We start from the raw sequence: 18026 nt of genomic DNA on the forward strand, positions 1-18026 counted from the left end.
CCATCAGCCGGTGGCCCGCTTGACCTGATAGACGCCGGAGATCTGGCCCAGCTTGTTGATGAGGCCGGTGAGCTCGTTCTTGTCCTTGACCTCCAGGACGATGGACACCAGGGCGTAGCCGTCGGGGAGACCACGGGCGGAGAAGTTGCTCACCTTCACCTTGGCGGCGGTGAGGGCCATGGTCACATCCAGGGCCAGGCCGTCCCGGTCCTTGGCGGAGATCTCCAGAGAGGTCTGGTAGGTGCTCTGCTCGCTCTCGCCCCAGGAGACCTTCACCCAGCGGCCGGCCTCCTCGGGCTTGCGCTTGGCGGGGTCGGCGTTGGGGCAGTCCTGCCGGTGGACCGACACGCCGAAGCCACGGGTGATGAAGCCCACCACCGGGTCCCCGGGCACCGGGGTGCAGCACTTGGCAAACTTCACCAGGCAGTTGTCCAGGCCCTCCACGATGATGCCCGACTCGCTGCGCTTGGCGCCGGGGATGAGCTTGGCGGGGGCGGAGAGCTGGGGCGAGGTGGTCTGGGCGGCCAGCTGCTCGGCGGCCGCCTTCTCGTTCTTGTCCCGGGTGAGCCGCAGCAGCTCGTCCCGGATGCGGTTGACCGCCTTCTGGGCGGTCATGCCGCCGTAGCCGATGGCGGCGTAGAGGTCGTCCAGGCTGCCGGATCCCACCTTCTTGAGGAGGTGGGGGAAAACCTCCTCGCCGGTAATGGCGGCCAGCTGGATGCCGGCCCGCTTGAGCTCTGACTCGAACATGGACCGGCCGGTGACGATGTTCTCCTCCCGGCGCTCCTTCTTGAACCACTGCTTGATCTTGTTGCGGGCCTCGTTGGACTTGCAGATCTTCATCCAGTCCCGGCTGGGGCCGTGGGCCGACTTGGAGGTGATGACCTCCACGATGTCGCCGGACTGGAGCTGGTAGTCAAAGGTGACGATGCGCCCGTTGACCTTGCACCCCGTCATGGCGTTGCCCACGGCGGAGTGGATGTTGTAGGCGAAGTCGATGGGGGTGGCCCCGGCGGGCAGGTTGACCACGTCGCCCCGGGGAGTAAAGACAAAGACCTCGTCGGCGAAGAGGTCCACCTTCAGGGTGCGGACGTACTCCTCGGCCTCGGTGTCCTGCTGGCTCTCCAGCAGCTTGCGGACCCACTCGAAGGCCTCCTCGGTGCCCAGCTTGTCGTTGGCCAGGCCCTGCTTGTACTTCCAGTGGGCGGCGATGCCGTACTCCGCCGTGTGGTGCATGTCCCAGGTGCGGATCTGCACCTCGAAGGGGATGCCCTCCCGGCCGATGACCGTGGTGTGGAGGGACTGATAGCCGTTGGGCTTGGGGGTGCCGATATAGTCCTTGAACCGGCCCAGCACCGGCTTGAAGAGGTCGTGGATACAGCCCAGGACGTTGTAGCACTCGTTGGTGTCGTCCACGATGACCCGGAAGGCATAGAGGTCGAAGATCTCGTCCAGGGTCTTGTTCTGGGCGAACATCTTTCGGTAGATGGAGTAGATGTGCTTCACCCGGCCGTACACCGTGGCCTGGATGCCCTCCTCCGCCAGCCGCTCCTGGATCTTTTGCTGGATGCTGGCCATGAACTCCTCGTGGGCGGAGGAGCGGCGGATGAGCTCGTCCCCGATCTCCTGGTAGCCCACCGGGTCCAGGTACCGCAGGGAGATGTCCTCCAGCTCCCACTTGATCTTCTGCATGCCCAGCCGGTGCGCGATGGGGGCGTAGATCTCCATGGTCTCCAGGGCCTTCTCCCGCTGCTTGCGGGGGGTCTGGTACTCCATGGTACGCATGTTGTGGAGCCGGTCGCAGATCTTGATGAGGATGACCCGGATGTCCTTGGCCATGGCCATGAGCATTTTTCGCAGGTTCTCCATCTGCTCCTCTTCCTTGGAGGTGTACTGCACCCGGGTCAGCTTGGTGACGCCCTCCACCAGGTCGGCCACCGTGGGTCCGAAGAGCTTGGCGATCTCCTCATGGGTGGCGCCGGTGTCCTCGATGCAGTCGTGGAGGAGGGCGGCGATGATGGAGTCGGTGTCCAGCTCCAGCTCGGCCACGATCTCCGCCACCGCCAGGGGGTGGGTGATATAGGGGGAGCCATCCTTGCGCAGCTGTCCCGAGTGGGCCTGGTCGGCGTACTGGAAGGCGGCGTAGAGCCGCTTGGTGTCCAGGTTGTGGTTATACTGCTTGATCTTTTCTTCCAGGGCGTGATAGCTCTCTAAGACGGGGTCCATACGATCACCTCTTTTAAAATGCGCCCCGTCCCGGCCTTCAGCTCTGGGAGAGGCGGCGCAGCCGCTTCATGAGGGTGGAGTCCTCCAGGTCCACCTTGCCCTCTACCTCACACAGGTCGATGCGCAGGTGGTCGGTGGACTGCTCCACCCGGATGAGTCCGTGCTCATCCAGGACCTCCAGGCAGACCATGGTCCGCATGACGGTCTCCTTGATGCCGTAGGTCCGGGAGACCCCCCGGGCCAGACGGCGGGCGGTATCCTCCACCCGGCCCTGCCGGGCGTGGCCGCTGAGATACCGCCACACGGCGGCAAATTCCGCCCGGCTGGGGATGAGGGTGGCCGCCTCCCGGGCGGTCAGGCTCTCCCCCTGCCGCAGGCGGTCGTAGAGGGCCTGCTCGGCCTCCATACGGGTGGGAGCGGGGCGCAGGTCGCACAGCTGGAGCTGCACCGACCGGGTGCCCCGGAATTCGTTGATCTGAGGGGTGAAGGCCACGTCCACCCGGTCCCCGGGGGCAAGACCCGCCATCTGGGCCGTCATCGAGAAGAAGATGGCGTCCAGACTGTGGCCGCAGCGGCTCAGGCGCAGCTTCAGGTGCCGGCCGCCGCCCACCTCGCTGAGGGTGGACACGGTGCAGCCCGTCAGGGAAAACACCGGCTTGGGGTTGCCCGCCCCGTAGGGCTCCAGCACGCCAAGGCCGTGGACCTCCTCCACCGTCAGCAGATTGGGGGCGGGGAGCTCAGCGTCCACGTCCAGCACCGACACCAGCTCGGCCCCGCCGCTCCAGGCCTCCACACATTCCTCCATCCGCTTCCGGAAGGCGTCGACGTGTTCCTCCAGAATGGTAAAGCCGGCGGCCAGGGCGTGGCCCCCGAAGCCCTCCAGCAAATCGGCACAGGACTCCAGTGCCTTAAAGAGGTTGAAGCCCCCGAAGCTCCGGCAGGAGCCCTTTCCCTTGCCGTCCTGGAGGCAGATCATGAAGGTGGGGCAGGAATACCGATCGGCCAGGCGGGAGGCCACGATGCCCACCACCCCCTGGTGCCAGTGTTCCCCGGAGAGGACCAGAGCACGGCGGGGGGCGGCCGATTCCCGCTCCAGGCGGGCCAGGCACTCCTGGTAGATGTCGGCCTCGATGGCCTGCCGCTCCCGGTTGAGCTCACACAGCTCCCTGGCCAGCAGCTCGGCCCGGGCGGGGTCGTCGGTGAGGAGCAGCTCGGCGGCCACCCAGGCCTTCCCCATGCGTCCGGCGGCGTTGATCCGGGGCGCCAGGGTGAAGCCGATGCCTGTGGCGGTGAGACACCGGCTCTCCGCCCCCGCCTCCCGGATGAGGGCCTTGAAGCCGGGCCGCTTGGTGTGGGCCAGGGTACGCAGCCCCTGCCGGACGATGGTCCGGTTCTCCCCGGTAAGGCTCATAACGTCGGCCACCGTGCCCACGGCGGCCAGGTCGGAGCAGCTCTCGAAGACTGCCTGCCGCTCCTCCGGCGGGGTGAGGGCCAGGGCCAGCTTCAGGGCCACACCCACCCCGGCCAGGCAGGGGAAGGGATAGCCGCAGTCGCTCCGGTGGGGGTCCACCACCGCCGCGGCGGCGGGGAGGACCTCCTTGCACTCATGGTGGTCGGTGATGATTACCTCCATGCCCAGGCTGTTTGCGTACTCGGTCTCGGCGGCGGCGGTGATGCCGCAGTCCACCGTCACGATGAGGCTCACCCCCGCCTGGTGCAGGTGGTCCACCGCCTCACGGTTGAGGCCGTAGCCCTCCTCCAGCCGGTCGGGGATATAGGGGATGACCTGACCCCCCCGGCTCCGGAGGAACTGGGTCAAAAGACAGGTGGACGTGATGCCGTCCACATCGTAGTCGCCGTAGACGGCGATGGATTCCCCCCGCTCCAGGGCCAGCGTCAGCCTGGCCGCCGCCTTGTCCATGTCCCTGAGGAGGAAGGGATCATGGAGGGGCGCCTCCCCGGCGGACAGGAAATCCTGGGCCGCCGCCGGGTCATCCAGCCCGCGGGCGCACAGCACCAGGGCTGCCAGAGCCGGCAGCCCGGCCCTCCGCAGCCCTTCCACGGCGCTCCTTTCCGGGGCTGCCAGATTCCATTTCTTGTACTTCATCCGTTTGGCCTCAAATTTCAAAAAATCAACTTTTATTATACCAAATCCCCCCGGCACTTACAAGGGAAAGTCCGGGGTATGGCAAAGGGAAAAGGACCCGTCCCTCCGGTGGAGGAGGGACGGGTCCCGAATAAGGACAAAAAGGACAGAAAGGGCGGCGTGGTGTCTGTCCGGCGCACCACACAAATCAAGGGAAGAGGTAACAGTGAAAAGTGAATAGGTAAGAAAAACGGACCCACACCCGCGACAGAAGGAATACCGGGCAGCGGCACCACGTTTCGACACCCACCCACGCAGGGGCGAAAAAATGTGGGATAGGACCACCGCTTGTCCCTGTTCCGCCGGGGTAGTCTACCGTAGACGGGGCTGGACCTCGATGGGGGCGTAAAGCCGGGCCGCCGGATTCCTATTTGGGACCACTCAACCCACACGGAGCCCCTTTTTCTTTGGATTCCAAAAACCATTCTTTTTCCAGCAGGGAAAAAGAAATGGGTTTTGACCGTCTCTCCCGTCCTTTTACGTAGCAGAAAGACAAGGAAACGAGACGTAGCACTACACTGCAAGGCTCCCCCTCATCCGTCTGGCCTTCGGCCAGCCACCTTCCCCCAGGGGAAGGCCCAAGGGCGGCCAAAAGCCAAACACAGGCGCAAATGGGGGTCCCGGTCAGACCCTTACGCACACTCCAGATAGAGGGCGATGAGCTTGATGGTCTCCCGCATGCCGTGGAAGTGGGTGCGCTCCATGCCGTGGGAGGCCTGGACGCCGGGGCCGATGAGGGCGGCCTTGGCGTCGCTGCCCGCCTTCCAGGCCACCGCTACATCGGAGGAGTAGTGGGGGTAGACGTCCACGGCGTAGTCCACACCGCCTTCCTTGGCCAGGGCCACCAGGCGGCTCACCATGTCGTAGTCGTAGGGCCCGGCGGAGTCCTTGGCGCAGATGGACACCTGCTCCTCGGTGCAGGTGAGGTCCAGGCCCACGCAGCCCATGTCCACCGCCAGCAGCTCGTCCAGGTCCCAGGGGATGGTGGCGCCGCCGTGGCCCACCTCCTCATAGACGGTGAGGTGGATCTCGGCGTCATACCGGGGCTTTGTCCCGGCGTCGGCCATCAGCTTCAGAAGGGTCAGCAGGCAGGAGGCGCTCCCCTTGTCGTCGATGAAGCGGGACTTCAAAAAGCCGCTCTCGGTGACGGTGGTCTTGGGGTCGTAGCAGACGTAGTCGCCCACCTCGATGCCCAGGGCCCGGACATCCTCGGCGGTCTTGACCACCTCGTCCAGGCGGACATACATGTTCTGCTCGTCCCGGGGACGGGTGGCGGCGTCGTCAAAGACGTGGGTGGCGGGGGAGAGGGAGAGGACGGTGCCGGTGTACACCTTGCCCTCCCGGGTGTAGATTTTGCAGTACTCGCCGTCCAGGGTGGGCATGAGGGGACCGCCGATCTTGGTCACCATCAGCTCGCCCTTGGGGCTGATGGACCGGCACATGAGGCCCAGGGTGTCGATGTGGGCGCACAGGCCCACCTTCTTGGTGTGCTCCCGGCCGGGTACCTCGATGACCAGTCCGCCCTTGTTGGTGCGGCGGGTGGCGTAGCCTAGGCCCTGGGCGATGCCCTCCGCCGCCTCCACCGCCCGGCGGGTGAAGCCGCTGGGGGAGTCGGTGGTCAGGAGGGTCTTTGCCGTCTCCATGAGAAAATCCTTGCAGCCGTTAAAGTCCATATGGTTCCTTCCTTCCCGTTTGTGTTTTCATCCCCCTATCATACCCGCTTTCCCGGGAAAAGGCAACGAAAAACCGGCCGTGGGAAGGTCCCACGGTCGGTCTGTTTGATAGAACGTATGGCGGAAAGGTCACTCCAGCTCCACCGACACCTCACCCCGCTCGTCCCGGGTGAGCTTATTGAGCCCCATGGACGGCTCGGCGGTCCGGGTGGAGAAGGTGTCGAACCGGGGCGTCCTGGCCCGGTTCGATACCACCGCCGTGGCCTCCGGCTGCGCCCCGGAGACGCTCTGGGTGGAAGAGGCGGCGTCCACCTGCCGCTCCAGCTGGTCGATGCGCCCCTCCAGCGTCTTTTCCTGGGTCTCCCGCTCCTCCTCGGACAGGGTCCGGTCGGTCTCCACCTGCTGGAGCTGGACCTCCAGATGCCGGAGCCGCAGCTCTATGGTGGCCTCGTCCTGGCCGCTCTGCCGGCTGCCGCCGCTCCCCATGTCTCCGATCACCATGGCAGTTCACCTCTGTTTTCCCTTTGAGATGGACCCAGTCTACACCGCAGATCTAACATTTTCTATGGCGATTTTACAAAGAAAATCTAAACTTTTTGGGGCCGCGCCCTCACAGCTCCACGCCGGGGAAGAGCTTGCGGAAGGGGACGGGCAGAGGGGCCTTCAGAACAAGGTCCTTTTTGCTCCGGGGGTCGGTGAGGACCAGCACGTCGGCGTGGAGGGCCAGCCGCCCCATGGGGTCGGTCTGGGCGCCGTACTGCCGGTCGCCGGCGATGGGGCAGCCCAGGTCCTGCATGTGGACCCGGATCTGGTTTTTCCGGCCGGTGTCAATCTCCACCGCCGCCAGGGTGTAGCCCCGGTTTTCCGCCACCGCCTGGTAGCGTGTCACCGCCTCCTTGGCCTCCCGGCCCTTGGGGCCGGAGTAGACCAGGTGGGTGGCCGTCTCGCGGAGCCAGGAGCGCACCGTCCCCTCCGCCTGGGGGAGGTGGCCCTCCACCGCCGCCACATAGCCCCGCTTTTTTACTAACTTTTCCCAGTTGTCCTGGAGGGCCTGCTTGAGCTTCTCGTCCTTGGCAAAGACCAGCACACCGGAGGTGTCCCGGTCCAGCCGGTGAACGATAAAGATGCGCTTGCCCGGCTCCCGGGCCTTCACATACTCGGAGACCGCCCGGTAGGCGGTGCGGCGGCGCTCCCGCTCGTTGCCCATGGAGAGGAGCCCGGCGGGCTTGTCCACGGCGATGAGCCCGGCGTCCTCATAGAGGATGGGGAAGGGGAGCTCGGCGGCGCCGGCGGCGCTCTTGGGCAGCAGCTCTACCGTCTGGCCGGGGGTCAGGGGGGTGTCGAACCGGGTGACCACCTTGCCGTCCACCATCACCTGCCGCCGGGACAGCAGACCCTTCACCGTGTTCCGGGACTTGTCCTTCACCCGGAGGAGCAGGAAGGGGAGGAGGGTGGTCTCCTCCTCCACCGTCAAAAGCCGTCTCTCGTCCATAGGGGACCTCCTTATCTCTGATGTACCGCTATTATAACACTAGGATGCCCAGGTGTTCCAGCAGGATCTTGCAGCCCATGAGGATGAGCACGATACCGCCGAAGCGCTCGGCGGGGGCCTTCCACCGGTCGCCGAAGAAGCCGCCCACCCACACGCCGATGGCGGAGAGGACCAGGGTGGTGCAGCCGATGAAGCCCACGGCGGGTCCGATGTCCACGCTGAGGAAGGCGAAGGTGACGCCGATGGCCAGGGCGTCGATGCTGGTGGCCACCGCCAGGGGGAGCATGGCGGCGGGGGAGAAGGAGGCGGAGACCTCCTCCTCCTCGTCCCCGAAGGACTCCCGGACCATGTTGCCGCCGATGATGCAGAGGAGCACGAAGGCGATCCAGTGGTCCACGGTGGTGATGAGGGTCTGGAACCGGGTACCCAGGAGCCAGCCGATGGCGGGCATGAGGGCCTGGAAGCCCCCGAACCACACCCCACAGGTGAGGGCGTGGCGGGGGGATACCCGGCCCACCGACAGCCCCTTACAGATGGACACGGCAAAGGCGTCCATGCTCAGGCCCACAGCGATGATAAACAGTTCCCACAAGCTCATGATGACATTCCTCCCTGATGCAGATCCGGCAGAGGGGTCCTGGGACAGGGTATGCGTCGGGGCACAAAAAAAGAGACCCATCTGCCCAAAGCAGATAAGTCTCGTCATTGAAAACAAAGCCAGGAGCGCACCGCTCCAGCATGTTGGCTCCGTTACGCGGTGGCCGCGCCGACTACTCCCTTATGCTTGAAAAGTATGGTAACATGAACTTTTTCCCCTGTCAAGCAAAATCCGGGCAGGCCAGCACAAACGGGACCTGGGAGGGCTCCTGGGCCCAGTTCTCCGCCCGGCTCGCCTGGGTCCAAACCCCCAGAAACAGCAGCGCCGCCGCCGCTACGGCCACCAGTCCCACCACCGGCAGGAGCGACCTCTTTTTTCTTCCCGTCATGGCGTGCCCTCCCTTCTCCTCCGCCCCGGCGGAGGTCCTTCTGTAGGGTATATCGACCGGGAGGGCCCTTTTGTGACAGGTGAAAAAAATTTTTTTGAAGGGCAGGGCGGTGCGCCAAACCACGTATCGGCCCATTGCTTTCTGTTACGTGAAAGGACGGGAGAGACGGTTCAAAACCCGTTTCTTTTTCCCGCAGGAAAAAGAACGGTTTTTGGAATCCAAAGAAAAAGGGGCTCCCAAAGGGGTTAGGTGGCTCCAAATAGGAATCCGGCGGCCCGTCTTTACGCCCCCATCGAGGTCCAGCCCCGTCTACAGTAGACTACCTGGGCGGAACAGGGACAAGCCGTGGTCCTATCCCAACTTTTTTCGCCGCCTGCGTGGGTGGGCGTCGGGACGTGGCGCCGCTGCCTGGGATTCCCTATGACGCGGCGTGGGTTGGTGGGCGGCCTGTGGCCGCCCGATGGTTAGAACGGAGGGAGGGGGACGCCTGACGGCGTCCCCCTCCTCGTGGGTTTATTTTCCCTTGAATTTCTTCAGCAGGCCCAGGAAACCGCCCTTTTGGGGCGGCTCCTCGGGCTTCCGGGCGGTGGCGGCCCGGAGCTCCTTCAGGGCCTGGGCGGCGTCCCGGTCGCCCAGCTCGGCGGAGCGGCAGTAGAGCTCCTCCGCCCGCTGGAGGTCCTTGGCCACCCCCCGGCCCTCGGCATAGCACCTGCCCAGCAGATAGAGCCCGCCGGCGTGGTCCCGCTCGGCGGCCCGGCTCAAAAACTCCGCCGCCAGCCGCTCATCCCGGCGCAGCCGGTCTCCCTCCAGATACTCGCTGCCCAAGAGGAACTGGGCCTGGGTATGGCCGTTCTCCGCCGCCGCCCGCAGAAGGGTCTCCCCCTCCTTCGGGTCCTTTCTGAGCCGCTCCCCCAGCAGCAGGCACCGGCCCAGGTGATACCGGGCCTCGTTGTGGCCCTGGTCGGCGGCCTTTCTCAGCCAGGACTCCCCCTCATCCGGGTCCTGGGGCAGACCGGTGCCGTAGAGGAGGCAGCGGCCCAGCTGGCACTGGGCGTAGGCGTAGCCCCGCTCCGCCGAGCGCCGGTAGAGCTCCGCCGCCTTGGCCTCGTCCTCGGCCACTCCCCGGCCCAGCTCGTAGCACAGGCCCAGACTGGCCAGGGAGGGGGCGTAGTTCTGATCGGCCCCGCGGCGGTAGTATGCCGCCGCCTGCTGGTCGCTCTGCGCCACGCCGTCGCCGTTCCAGCAGCAGTCCCCCAGGAGGTCCAGGGCGCGGGGATAGTCCAGCTCCGCCGACTTCTCCAGCCAGGGGATGGCCTTGGCCGGGTCGGGATCGGTACCGATGCCGGTGAGATAGCAGTAGCCCGCGTTGCAGGCCCCCGCCGGCTCCCCACGCTCGCCCGCCCGGCAGTAGAGCTCCAGGGCACGGGCCGGATCGGCCTCCACCCCCCGGCCGTTCTCATAGCACAGGCCCAGGCTCACCATGGCCGGCGGATAGTCCAGCTCCGCCCCCCGGCGGTAGTATTCCGCCGCTTTGGCCGGGTCCTGCTCCATGCCGACGCCGTCGGCGGCGCAGCCTCCCAGCAGGTCGAAGGCCCGGGGGAAGTTATGCTCCGCCGCCCGCTCCAGCCAGTGGACCGCCTGCGCGCCGTCCTTCTCCACGCCGATGCCGTGGAGGCAGCAGAAGCCCAGGTTGCACTGGGCCCGGGGATAGCCCCCCTCGGCGGCCTGGAGGTAGAGCGCCGCACCCTTGGCCTTGTCCTCGGGCACGCCCTCGCCCACCTCGTAGCACAGGCCCAGGTCGCAGATGGCGGGCAGGTACCCCTGCTCCGCCGCCTTCCCATAGAGCTCCGCTGCCCGCTCCAGGTTCCGCTCCGTGCCGCGGCCCGCCTGGAGACAGTCGGCCAAAATGCTCTGAGCACGGGGGAACTCCTGCTCCGCCGCCCGCTCCAGCCACACCACGGCCTCCTTTTCGTCCCGGTCCATCCCGATGGCGCTGAGACAGCACACCGCCAGATTGCACTGGGCGGGGGCATAGCCACCCTCCGCCGCCCGGCGGTAGAGCTCCACCGCCCGGACCGGGTCGGCGGCCACGCCGGTGCCGCTCTCGTAGCACAGGCCCAGGTCGCACACGGCGGGCAGGTAGTCCTGTTCCGCCGCCTGCTCATAGAGGGACACCGCCCGCTTCAGGTCCTCCGCCGTCCCGCGGCCCGCCTGGAGGCAGTCGGCCAAAATGCTCTGGGCACGGGGAAACTCCTGGGCCGCCGAGCGCTCCAGCCAGTCGATGGCCGTGCCCTCGTCCTCCTCCACGCCGATGCCGTTGAGGTAGCACACGCCCAGGTTGCACTGGGCAGGGGCGTAGCCCTGCTCCGCCGCCTGACGGTAGAGCCGGGCGGCCTCCACCAGGTCGGTCTCCACGCCGGTGCCGTTCTCCCGGCACACGCCCAGGATGCTCTGAGCACGGGGGAAGCCCTGCTCAGCGGCCCGGCTCAGCCACTCCGTACCCCGGGCAGGGTCGGCCTCCACGCCGATGCCGTTGAGATAGCACACGCCCAGGTTGCACTGGGCGGGGGCGTAGCCCTCCTCGGCGGCCTGGCGGTAGAGCTCGGCGGCCCGGACCGGGTCCACCTCCACGCCGTCACCTGCCTCATAGCAAAGACCCAGGTCGCACACGGCGGGGAGGTAGCCCTCCTCCGCCGCCTGGTGGAAGAGCTCCGCCCCCCGGACCGGGTCGAAGTCCACGCCGTCGCCCGCCTGGCAGCAGCGGCCCAGGGCCTCCACCGCCCGCAGGTCTCCCGTCTCCGCCCCCACGGCGAACCAGTGGGCGGCCTCCTTCAGGTCGGCGTCCACACCGTCCCCCTGGGCGTACCGCAGCCCCACGTCGTAGGCCACAGCCGGGTCCTCGTGGGCCTGCTCCAGCAGGGCCCGGAAATCGGCCTGAGACCGCTGGACCTGCTCCATGGCGCGCCAGATGAGGGCCGTATTCACGAATACCACGTTCTCCTGCCCCTCCGGCGTCCCCTTCTCCTTTTCCTCCAGCATGCTCTGCCGTCACCCGTCCTTTCCGCCCATGCGCGGGCGCTTTGTTTTTCATTCTACATCACCCGGGCAGCGGATTCAAGAACCTTCCCGTCTCCGACTTTCCCCATGAACTGGAAAATTTACTTACATCCTTTGAAAAATTGTGGTAAAATAGAAAAAGAGAGCTTTTACCGTTGATTCAGCCGGTTTTTGTGTGTGAAAGGAGGCACCGCCATGTACCAGGCGGGAGATCGGATCATTTACGGCGGCAGCGGCGTCTGCCAGGTGAAGGCGGTGGGGCCCCTGGAGGGGAGCAGGGAAGACCGGCTCTACTACACCCTGGAGCCCCTCTACGGCTCCGGAATCGTCTACGCCCCCGTGGACGGCCCCGTCTTTTCCCGCCCCCTCATGACGCCGGAGGAGGTCCGGGATCTGCTGGCACAGTTTCCCCAGATCCCTGCCGAGCCCCTGGCCGAGCGCAGTCTCACCGCCCTCAAGGACCACTATGTGTCTGTGCTCAAGAGCCACAACTGCCAGGCCCTGGTGGGTCTCATCAAGGGGGCCTATGAAAAGGTCCGGCGGGCCGCCCGACGCGGCAAGCGCCCCGGCGCGGTGGACCAGCGCTACCTCAAGAGCGCCCAGGAGCTTCTCCACGGGGAGATCGCCGCCGTGCTCGGCATCCCCCTAGAATCCGTCCCCGACTATATCCGCACCGCCGTGGAGGGGGAGGCCGACACCTGAGCATGCTCAGATGTCCTCGCAAATTTCCGATCCCTCGTCCCGCCCCGGCGGCCCGCCAAACCGCGCCGTAATCCCACCCCTGATGTCGTCCTTTGGACCCGCTTCCCCCCTACGTGGGGAAGACTTTTTTGTTATGGCTCCCCATGCACGTCTCCTGAATTTTTATGCTTGACAAGGCCCCCCATGGAGCGTATACTGTGCCTCGTAAAAACTGGATAGATCTTCAGGGCAGGGTGAGATTCCCTACCGGTGGTATAGCCCACGAGCCGCAAGGCATGATTCGGTGAAACTCCGAAGCCGACCGTACAGTCGGGATGGAAGAAGATCGCAGGACGCAGGACCTGTCCGCAGGTCCCCCCACGTCATACGGCTGCTCTGGTATGTTTTGACATTCCAGAGTTTTTTGTTGCCCGCGCCCCCATGGGGCGCCGGTTTCTCGCCATTTTTTCGCTGCCCTGGATCATTTGTCCGGGGCAGCTTTTGTTTTGCCCGACGGAGGGATGCGAGATGGAAGACCGCGACTATATGGCCCTGGCGCTGGAGCTGGCGGAGCAGGGGGCGGGGTGGACCTGCCCCAACCCCATGGTGGGGGCGGTGATCGTGAAGGCCGGCCGGATCATCGGCCAGGGCTACCACCACCGCTGCGGGGAGCTCCACGCCGAACGGGAGGCCCTGGCCGCCTGCACGGAGGACCCCGCCGGGTCCACCCTGTACGTGACCCTGGAGCCCTGCTGCCACCAGGGGCGGCAGCCCCCCTGCGTGGATGCCGTGCTGGAGGCCGGCATCCGCCGGGTGGTGGTGGGCACCACCGACCCCAACCCCCTGGTGGGAGGGAAGGGCATCGCCCGGCTGCAGGAGCATGGGGTGGAGGTGACCGTGGGGGTGCTGGAGGAGGAATGCCGCGCCCTCAACCGGTTTTTCTTCCACTACATCCGCACCAGGCGGCCTTACGTGGTGATGAAATACGCCATGACCATGGACGGAAAGATCGCCGCCTACACCGGGGACGCCAAGTGGATCACCGGGGAGGCGGCCCGTGAGCACGTCCACCGGCTGCGCCACCGGTGCCGGGGCATTCTGGTGGGAGTGGGCACCGTGCTGGCCGACGATCCCATGCTCAACTGCCGCCTGCCCGGCGGCCGGGACCCGGTGCGGATCATCTGCGACAGCCACCTGCGCACCCCCCTCACCGCCCAGGTGGTGACCACGGCGGGGGAGGTCCCCACCCTCCTGGCCACCTGCGAGACAGACCCGGCCAGGCACGCCCCCTACCAGGCCGCGGGCTGCCGGGTGCTCGCCCTGCCGGAGCAGGCGGGAAAGGTAGACCTGGCCGCCCTGCTGGACGCCCTGGGGAAGCTGGAGATGGACAGCCTCCTGCTGGAGGGGGGCGGCACCCTGAACTGGTCCTTCCTGGAGCAGAGGCTGGTCCAGAGCGTATACGCCTACATCGCCCCCAAGCTGCTGGGGGGCGCCACGGCCAAGTCCCCGGTGGAGGGGACAGGGGTCCCCAGCCCCCAGGCGGCCTTTTTTCTCAAGAACACCAGGATACAGACCTTAGGCGAGGACTTTTTGCTGGAGAGCGAGGTGGATGACCGTGTTCACGGGGATTGTTGAGGAGGTGGGCACCGTGACGGCAGTGGACCGGGGGCGGCACTCCGCCGTCCTCACCATCCGGGCCGAAAGGGTGCTGGAGGACGCCAAGGTGGGGGACAGCATCGCCGTCAACGGCATCTGCCTCACCGTCACCGGCCGGACGGCGGGCAGCTTCACCGCCGACGTGATGCACGAGACCTTGGACCGCTCCTCCCTGACCGGGCTCAAGCCGGGCACTGAGGTCAACCTGGAGCGGGCCATGGCGGCGGGCGGGCGCTTCGGCGGCCACATCGTCTCCGGCCACGTGGACGGGGTGGGCCGGGTGCAGTCGGTCCGCCGGGACGACAACGCCGTGTGGTACACCGTCTCGGCGCCGCCCCACCTGCTGCGCTACATCGTGGAGAAGGGCTCCATCACCGTGGACGGCATCAGCCTGACGGTGGCCCGGGTGGACGGAAACAGCTTCGCCATCTCGGCCATCCCCCACACGGTGGCCCAGACCGTCCTTCGGAACCGAAGGCCGGGGGACCTGGTCAACCTGGAAAACGACATCATCGGCAAGTATGTGGAAAAGCTCCTGACCCCCGCCCCGGAAACCAGGGCGGAGGGGGGCATCACCAAGGAATTTCTGGCCCAGTACGGCTTTTAGGAGGAGGAAACAGTCATGGCTCAGTTCCACACCATCGAGCAGGCCCTGGAGGACCTGCGGCAGGGCAAGCTCATTCTGGTCACCGACGACCCCGACCGGGAAAACGAGGGCGACCTCATCTGCGCGGCGGAGTTCGCCACCACCGAGAACGTCAACTTCATGGCCACCCACGGCAAGGGCCTCATCTGCATGCCCATGTCGGAGGAGTACGTGCGGAAGCTCCGCTTCCCCCAGATGGTCCAGTACAACACCGACAACCACGAGACGGCCTTCACCGTCTCCATCGACCATGTGAGCACCACCACCGGCATCTCGGCGGCGGAGCGGTCGGTGACCGCCCTCAAGTGCGTGGAGGAAAGGGCCGAGCCGGAGGACTTCCGGCGGCCGGGGCACATGTTCCCCCTGCTGGCCAAGAAGAACGGCGTACTGGAGCGGGAGGGCCACACCGAGGCCACCGTGGACCTGTGCCGCCTGGCGGGGCTGAAGGCCTGCGGCCTGTGCTGTGAGGTCATGCGGGAGGACGGCACCATGATGCGCACCCCCGAGCTCATGGAGCTCTCGGAGCGCTACGGTCTCACCTTCATCACCATCAAGGACCTGCAGAACTACCGCAAGTGCCACGACCAGCTGGTGGATGAGGTGGCGGTGACCAAGATGCCCACCAAGTACGGCAATTTCGTGGCCCACGGCTTTGTGAACCGCCTCAACGGCGAGCACCACGTGGCCCTGGTGAAGGGGGACATTGGGGACGGGGAGAACGTGCTCTGCCGGGTCCACTCCGAGTGCCTCACCGGCGACACCTTCGGCTCCCTGCGCTGCGACTGCGGCGAGCAGCTTGCCGCCGCCATGCGGCAGATCGAGCGGGAGGGGAGGGGCGTGCTCCTCTACATGCGCCAGGAGGGCCGGGGCATCGGCCTCATCAACAAGCTCCGGGCCTACGAGCTCCAGGAGCAGGGCATGGACACCCTGGACGCCAACCTGGCCCTGGGCTTTGCGGGGGACCAGCGGGAGTACTACATCGGCGCCCAGATCCTCCGCACCCTGGGCGTGAAGAGCATGCGCCTTTTGACCAACAACCCGGACAAGGTCTATCAGCTCTCCGAGTTCGGCATGGAGATTACCGAGCGGGTGCCCATCCAGATCGAGGCCACCGACTATGATCTTTTCTATCTCAAGACCAAGCAGGAGCGCATGGGCCACATCCTGCACTATTAAAAGGAGGACATTGACATGAAGACACTGGAAGGAAAACTTGTCGCCAAAGGCATTCGGGTGGGCATCGTGGCCGCCCGGTTCAATGAGTTCATCACCTCCAAGCTCCTCAGCGGCGCCATGGACGGCCTGGTCCGCCACGACGTGCAGGAGGAGGACATCCACGTGGCCTGGGTGCCCGGCGCCTTCGAGATCCCCCTCATCGCCTCCAAGATGGCCAAGAGCGGCAAGTACGACGCCGTCATCTGCCTGGGCGCCGTCATCCGGGGCTCCACCAGCCACTACGACTACGTGTGCAACGAGGTCTCCAAGGGCATCGCCGCCGTGGGACTGGACAGCGGTATCCCCGTCCTCTTCGGCGTCCTCACCACCGAGAACATCGAGCAGGCCATCGAGCGCGCCGGCACCAAGGCCGGCAACAAGGGCTACGACTGCGCCCTGAGCGCCATCGAGATGGTCAACCTCATCCGGGAGATCGAGGCATAATCCGTTCATCACACCATATTAAATATAGAAGGGAGACCGGCCAAAACCGGTCTCCCCTTTTGGTTTGCTGTTTACCAGGGCAAAAACTTTTCGCCCAGCTCCACCCCCGGGTAGCTGGCTTCCGGCGCCCGCCGGACCGCCCGGTTCTCCGTCAGATGGCCGTCGGAGAGGGCATAGGTCCGCACCCGGCTCTGGTAGACGAAGGTGAGGGCCTCCGGCGTCCAGAGCACCCGGCGCAGCCGGGGGGTGACCACCCCCTGGTTAGGGATGCCCTCCAGCTCTCCGGCAAAGGCCCAGTGCTCCCCCTCCCGTCGAAAGAGGAGGACCCCGGCGTCCACCCCCCGGAGGAGAACCACCAGATGGGCCTCGTCGGGGGTGAAGAAGGCCCGGGCGGGATTGGGCGTTGCCTGGAGCTCCTGGGCCGTCCTGCCGGCGGCCTCATCCACGATCCGCAGGCGGTTGTCCTCGGTGCGTACCGACCACCGCCCATCGGCGGAGCGGCACCGGGTCCGCTCCACCGGCCAGCCGCCGGTGGGCCAGGTCCGGGCAGCAGGCCGGTCCATGGTCACCCGGATGGTGTCGGTGCGGAAGACGGTCACCTCTTCCTGTGTCAGCCCCAGGACGGGCAGGAGGGCCTCCAGCCGCTCCAGGTCCCCCAGGCCGTGGCAGCCGAAGTACCAGGCCGCCCCACGGGGCAGGACCTCCTCCACCGCCCGGAAGTAGTCCCAGTCCACCGGGGAGAGGGAGTGGCCCACGGTGACGACGGTCTCCATGTCTCCCAGACTCCGGAAGAAGTCCCGGTGGGCCTCCAGAACCCCGGCGGAGTCCTTGGTGAGGGCCCGGTCGCTCTCGGCCAGGTGCCAGAGCACCTGGTTCTGGGCCGCCTCGAAGAGCTCCCGCCGCCGCCGGCTCTTCCGGGTGGACCATTCGGGCATGGGGTAGGCGTCGTCGCTGGCCCCCGGCCTGTGGCCCAGGACGAGGGGCTCCGGGGACCTGCCCCGCTCCCTCCGGCGGCAGCCGTGGAGGTAGCACACCGCCTCCCGGGGCACCCCGTAGAGGGTCTCCACGAACTCGGTGTAGTTGAAGCACAGCACCTTCCCGCCCCGGAACATGGCCCGCAGGGGCCGGTCCGCGGTGCCGGGGGCCAGGCCCTCCACCCACCGCCGGAACCGCCCGGGCAGCTCCTCGGCGATGGTCCGCAGCGGGCCGCCCGCCGCCTCCACCGCCATGAAAAAGTCGGCGGCAGTGGCATCCTTGTCATAGGCCCCGCAGTCGTCCAGCCACTGGTCCACCAGAAAGCCGCTCCCCATGGCCCGTCCGTTAAAATGGCCCAGGGCCTCCTCAAAGTCCGCCCAGATGTCCTCCGGGGTGAGGAAGGTCTCCAGGTGCCAGCGAAGATCACTGCGTTTCCCCATGGAATCCCGGAAGGCGTAGTAGCTGGACCGCACCCCATGCATGAGATCAAAGCCGTTGCCCAGAATATAGAGGGTCCGGTCGCTCTTTGGCCGGACGTCCTCCACGGGCACCGTCCGCCAGGCCGTCAGCTTCTCCTCAAACCGGGTCTGCTCCTCCGCCTTCTTTTTCTGCCAGGCCGCGTTTTCCCGCTCCTCCGCCGCCTTCCGGCGGCGCTCCTTCACCGCCACCCGGCAGTCCGGACAGCGCTTGGGGGCGGCCCAGCCCAGATCCCGGTACCGGTCCTGCTCACAGCTCCGGAACAGAAACTGCCCGCCGCAGTCGGTGCAGATACACACCCGAGTCTCTCCGCCCATAGATGCTCCCCCTCTCCTGAGGCCCGAAACGGGCC

Annotated in this window: 14 protein-coding genes and 1 riboswitch; of the genes, 5 read left to right on the plus strand and 9 right to left on the minus strand. The window is 66.4% G+C overall.

Translation table 11 applies throughout. From position 1 onward, the window contains the following. Positions 1–3 precede the first annotated feature (3 nt). The 8 genes from E0E29_RS04310 to E0E29_RS04340 all read right to left on the minus strand — a co-directional run bounded on the left by E0E29_RS04310 (position 4) and on the right by E0E29_RS04340 (position 11562). Complete coding sequence (locus tag E0E29_RS04310; protein ID WP_130848788.1) at positions 4–2226, minus strand: RelA/SpoT family protein; 2223 nt, start codon at positions 2224–2226, stop codon at positions 4–6. 37 nt (positions 2227–2263) lie between these two features. Then, on the minus strand, positions 2264–4333 hold the full coding sequence (recJ, locus tag E0E29_RS04315; protein ID WP_130848789.1) for a single-stranded-DNA-specific exonuclease RecJ: 2070 nt from the start codon (positions 4331–4333) through the stop codon (positions 2264–2266). 671 nt (positions 4334–5004) lie between these two features. Next, positions 5005–6045: a M42 family metallopeptidase gene (locus tag E0E29_RS04320; protein ID WP_130848790.1), complete on the minus strand. Its 1041-nt coding sequence runs from the start codon at positions 6043–6045 to the stop codon at positions 5005–5007. Between the two features lie 129 nt (positions 6046–6174). Continuing rightward, complete coding sequence (locus tag E0E29_RS04325) at positions 6175–6546, minus strand: FlxA-like family protein (protein WP_130848791.1); 372 nt, start codon at positions 6544–6546, stop codon at positions 6175–6177. Between the two features lie 109 nt (positions 6547–6655). Then, on the minus strand, positions 6656–7537 hold the full coding sequence (locus tag E0E29_RS04330) for an RluA family pseudouridine synthase (RefSeq protein WP_130848792.1): 882 nt from the start codon (positions 7535–7537) through the stop codon (positions 6656–6658). A 31-nt stretch (positions 7538–7568) separates the two neighbouring features. Beyond that, a complete protein-coding gene (locus E0E29_RS04335) occupies positions 7569–8135 on the minus strand; it encodes a manganese efflux pump MntP (protein WP_130848793.1) in 567 nt (188 codons plus the stop codon). A gap of 220 nt (positions 8136–8355) precedes the next feature. Continuing rightward, positions 8356–8523 (minus strand): hypothetical protein, encoded by a 168-nt coding sequence (locus tag E0E29_RS18000; protein ID WP_165449787.1) that lies wholly within the window; start codon positions 8521–8523, stop codon positions 8356–8358. 513 nt (positions 8524–9036) lie between these two features. Further along, positions 9037–11562, minus strand: a complete 2526-nt coding sequence (locus E0E29_RS04340; RefSeq protein WP_130848794.1) for a tetratricopeptide repeat protein — start codon at positions 11560–11562, stop codon at positions 9037–9039. Between the two features lie 213 nt (positions 11563–11775). On the opposite strand from E0E29_RS04340, the gene E0E29_RS04345 reads away from it, so the two are divergent. The 5 genes from E0E29_RS04345 to ribH all read left to right on the plus strand — a co-directional run bounded on the left by E0E29_RS04345 (position 11776) and on the right by ribH (position 16222). After that, positions 11776–12282, plus strand: coding sequence for a CarD family transcriptional regulator (locus tag E0E29_RS04345; protein ID WP_130848795.1), 507 nt, complete (start codon positions 11776–11778; stop codon positions 12280–12282). Positions 12283–12497: 215 nt separating this feature from the next. Then, positions 12498–12612: riboswitch (FMN riboswitch) on the plus strand. 177 nt (positions 12613–12789) lie between these two features. Further along, positions 12790–13896, plus strand: a complete 1107-nt coding sequence (ribD, locus tag E0E29_RS04350; RefSeq protein WP_130848796.1) for a bifunctional diaminohydroxyphosphoribosylaminopyrimidine deaminase/5-amino-6-(5-phosphoribosylamino)uracil reductase RibD — start codon at positions 12790–12792, stop codon at positions 13894–13896. Next, complete coding sequence (locus E0E29_RS04355; protein WP_130849079.1) at positions 13877–14524, plus strand: riboflavin synthase; 648 nt, start codon at positions 13877–13879, stop codon at positions 14522–14524. Before ribD ends, E0E29_RS04355 begins: the two co-directional genes overlap by 20 nt. Before the next feature lie 15 nt (positions 14525–14539). Continuing rightward, complete coding sequence (locus E0E29_RS04360; protein WP_130848797.1) at positions 14540–15739, plus strand: bifunctional 3,4-dihydroxy-2-butanone-4-phosphate synthase/GTP cyclohydrolase II; 1200 nt, start codon at positions 14540–14542, stop codon at positions 15737–15739. A gap of 15 nt (positions 15740–15754) precedes the next feature. Then, positions 15755–16222 (plus strand): 6,7-dimethyl-8-ribityllumazine synthase, encoded by a 468-nt coding sequence (ribH, locus tag E0E29_RS04365; protein WP_130848798.1) that lies wholly within the window; start codon positions 15755–15757, stop codon positions 16220–16222. Positions 16223–16293: 71 nt separating this feature from the next. On the opposite strand, the gene E0E29_RS04370 is transcribed toward ribH, so the two are convergent. Further along, a complete protein-coding gene (locus tag E0E29_RS04370; protein WP_130848799.1) occupies positions 16294–17991 on the minus strand; it encodes an AbiH family protein in 1698 nt (565 codons plus the stop codon). Positions 17992–18026 lie beyond the last annotated feature (35 nt).

It is taken from the genome of Intestinimonas timonensis, from assembly GCF_900626145.1.
GTDB lineage: Bacteria > Bacillota > Clostridia > Oscillospirales > Oscillospiraceae > Intestinimonas > Intestinimonas aquisgranensis.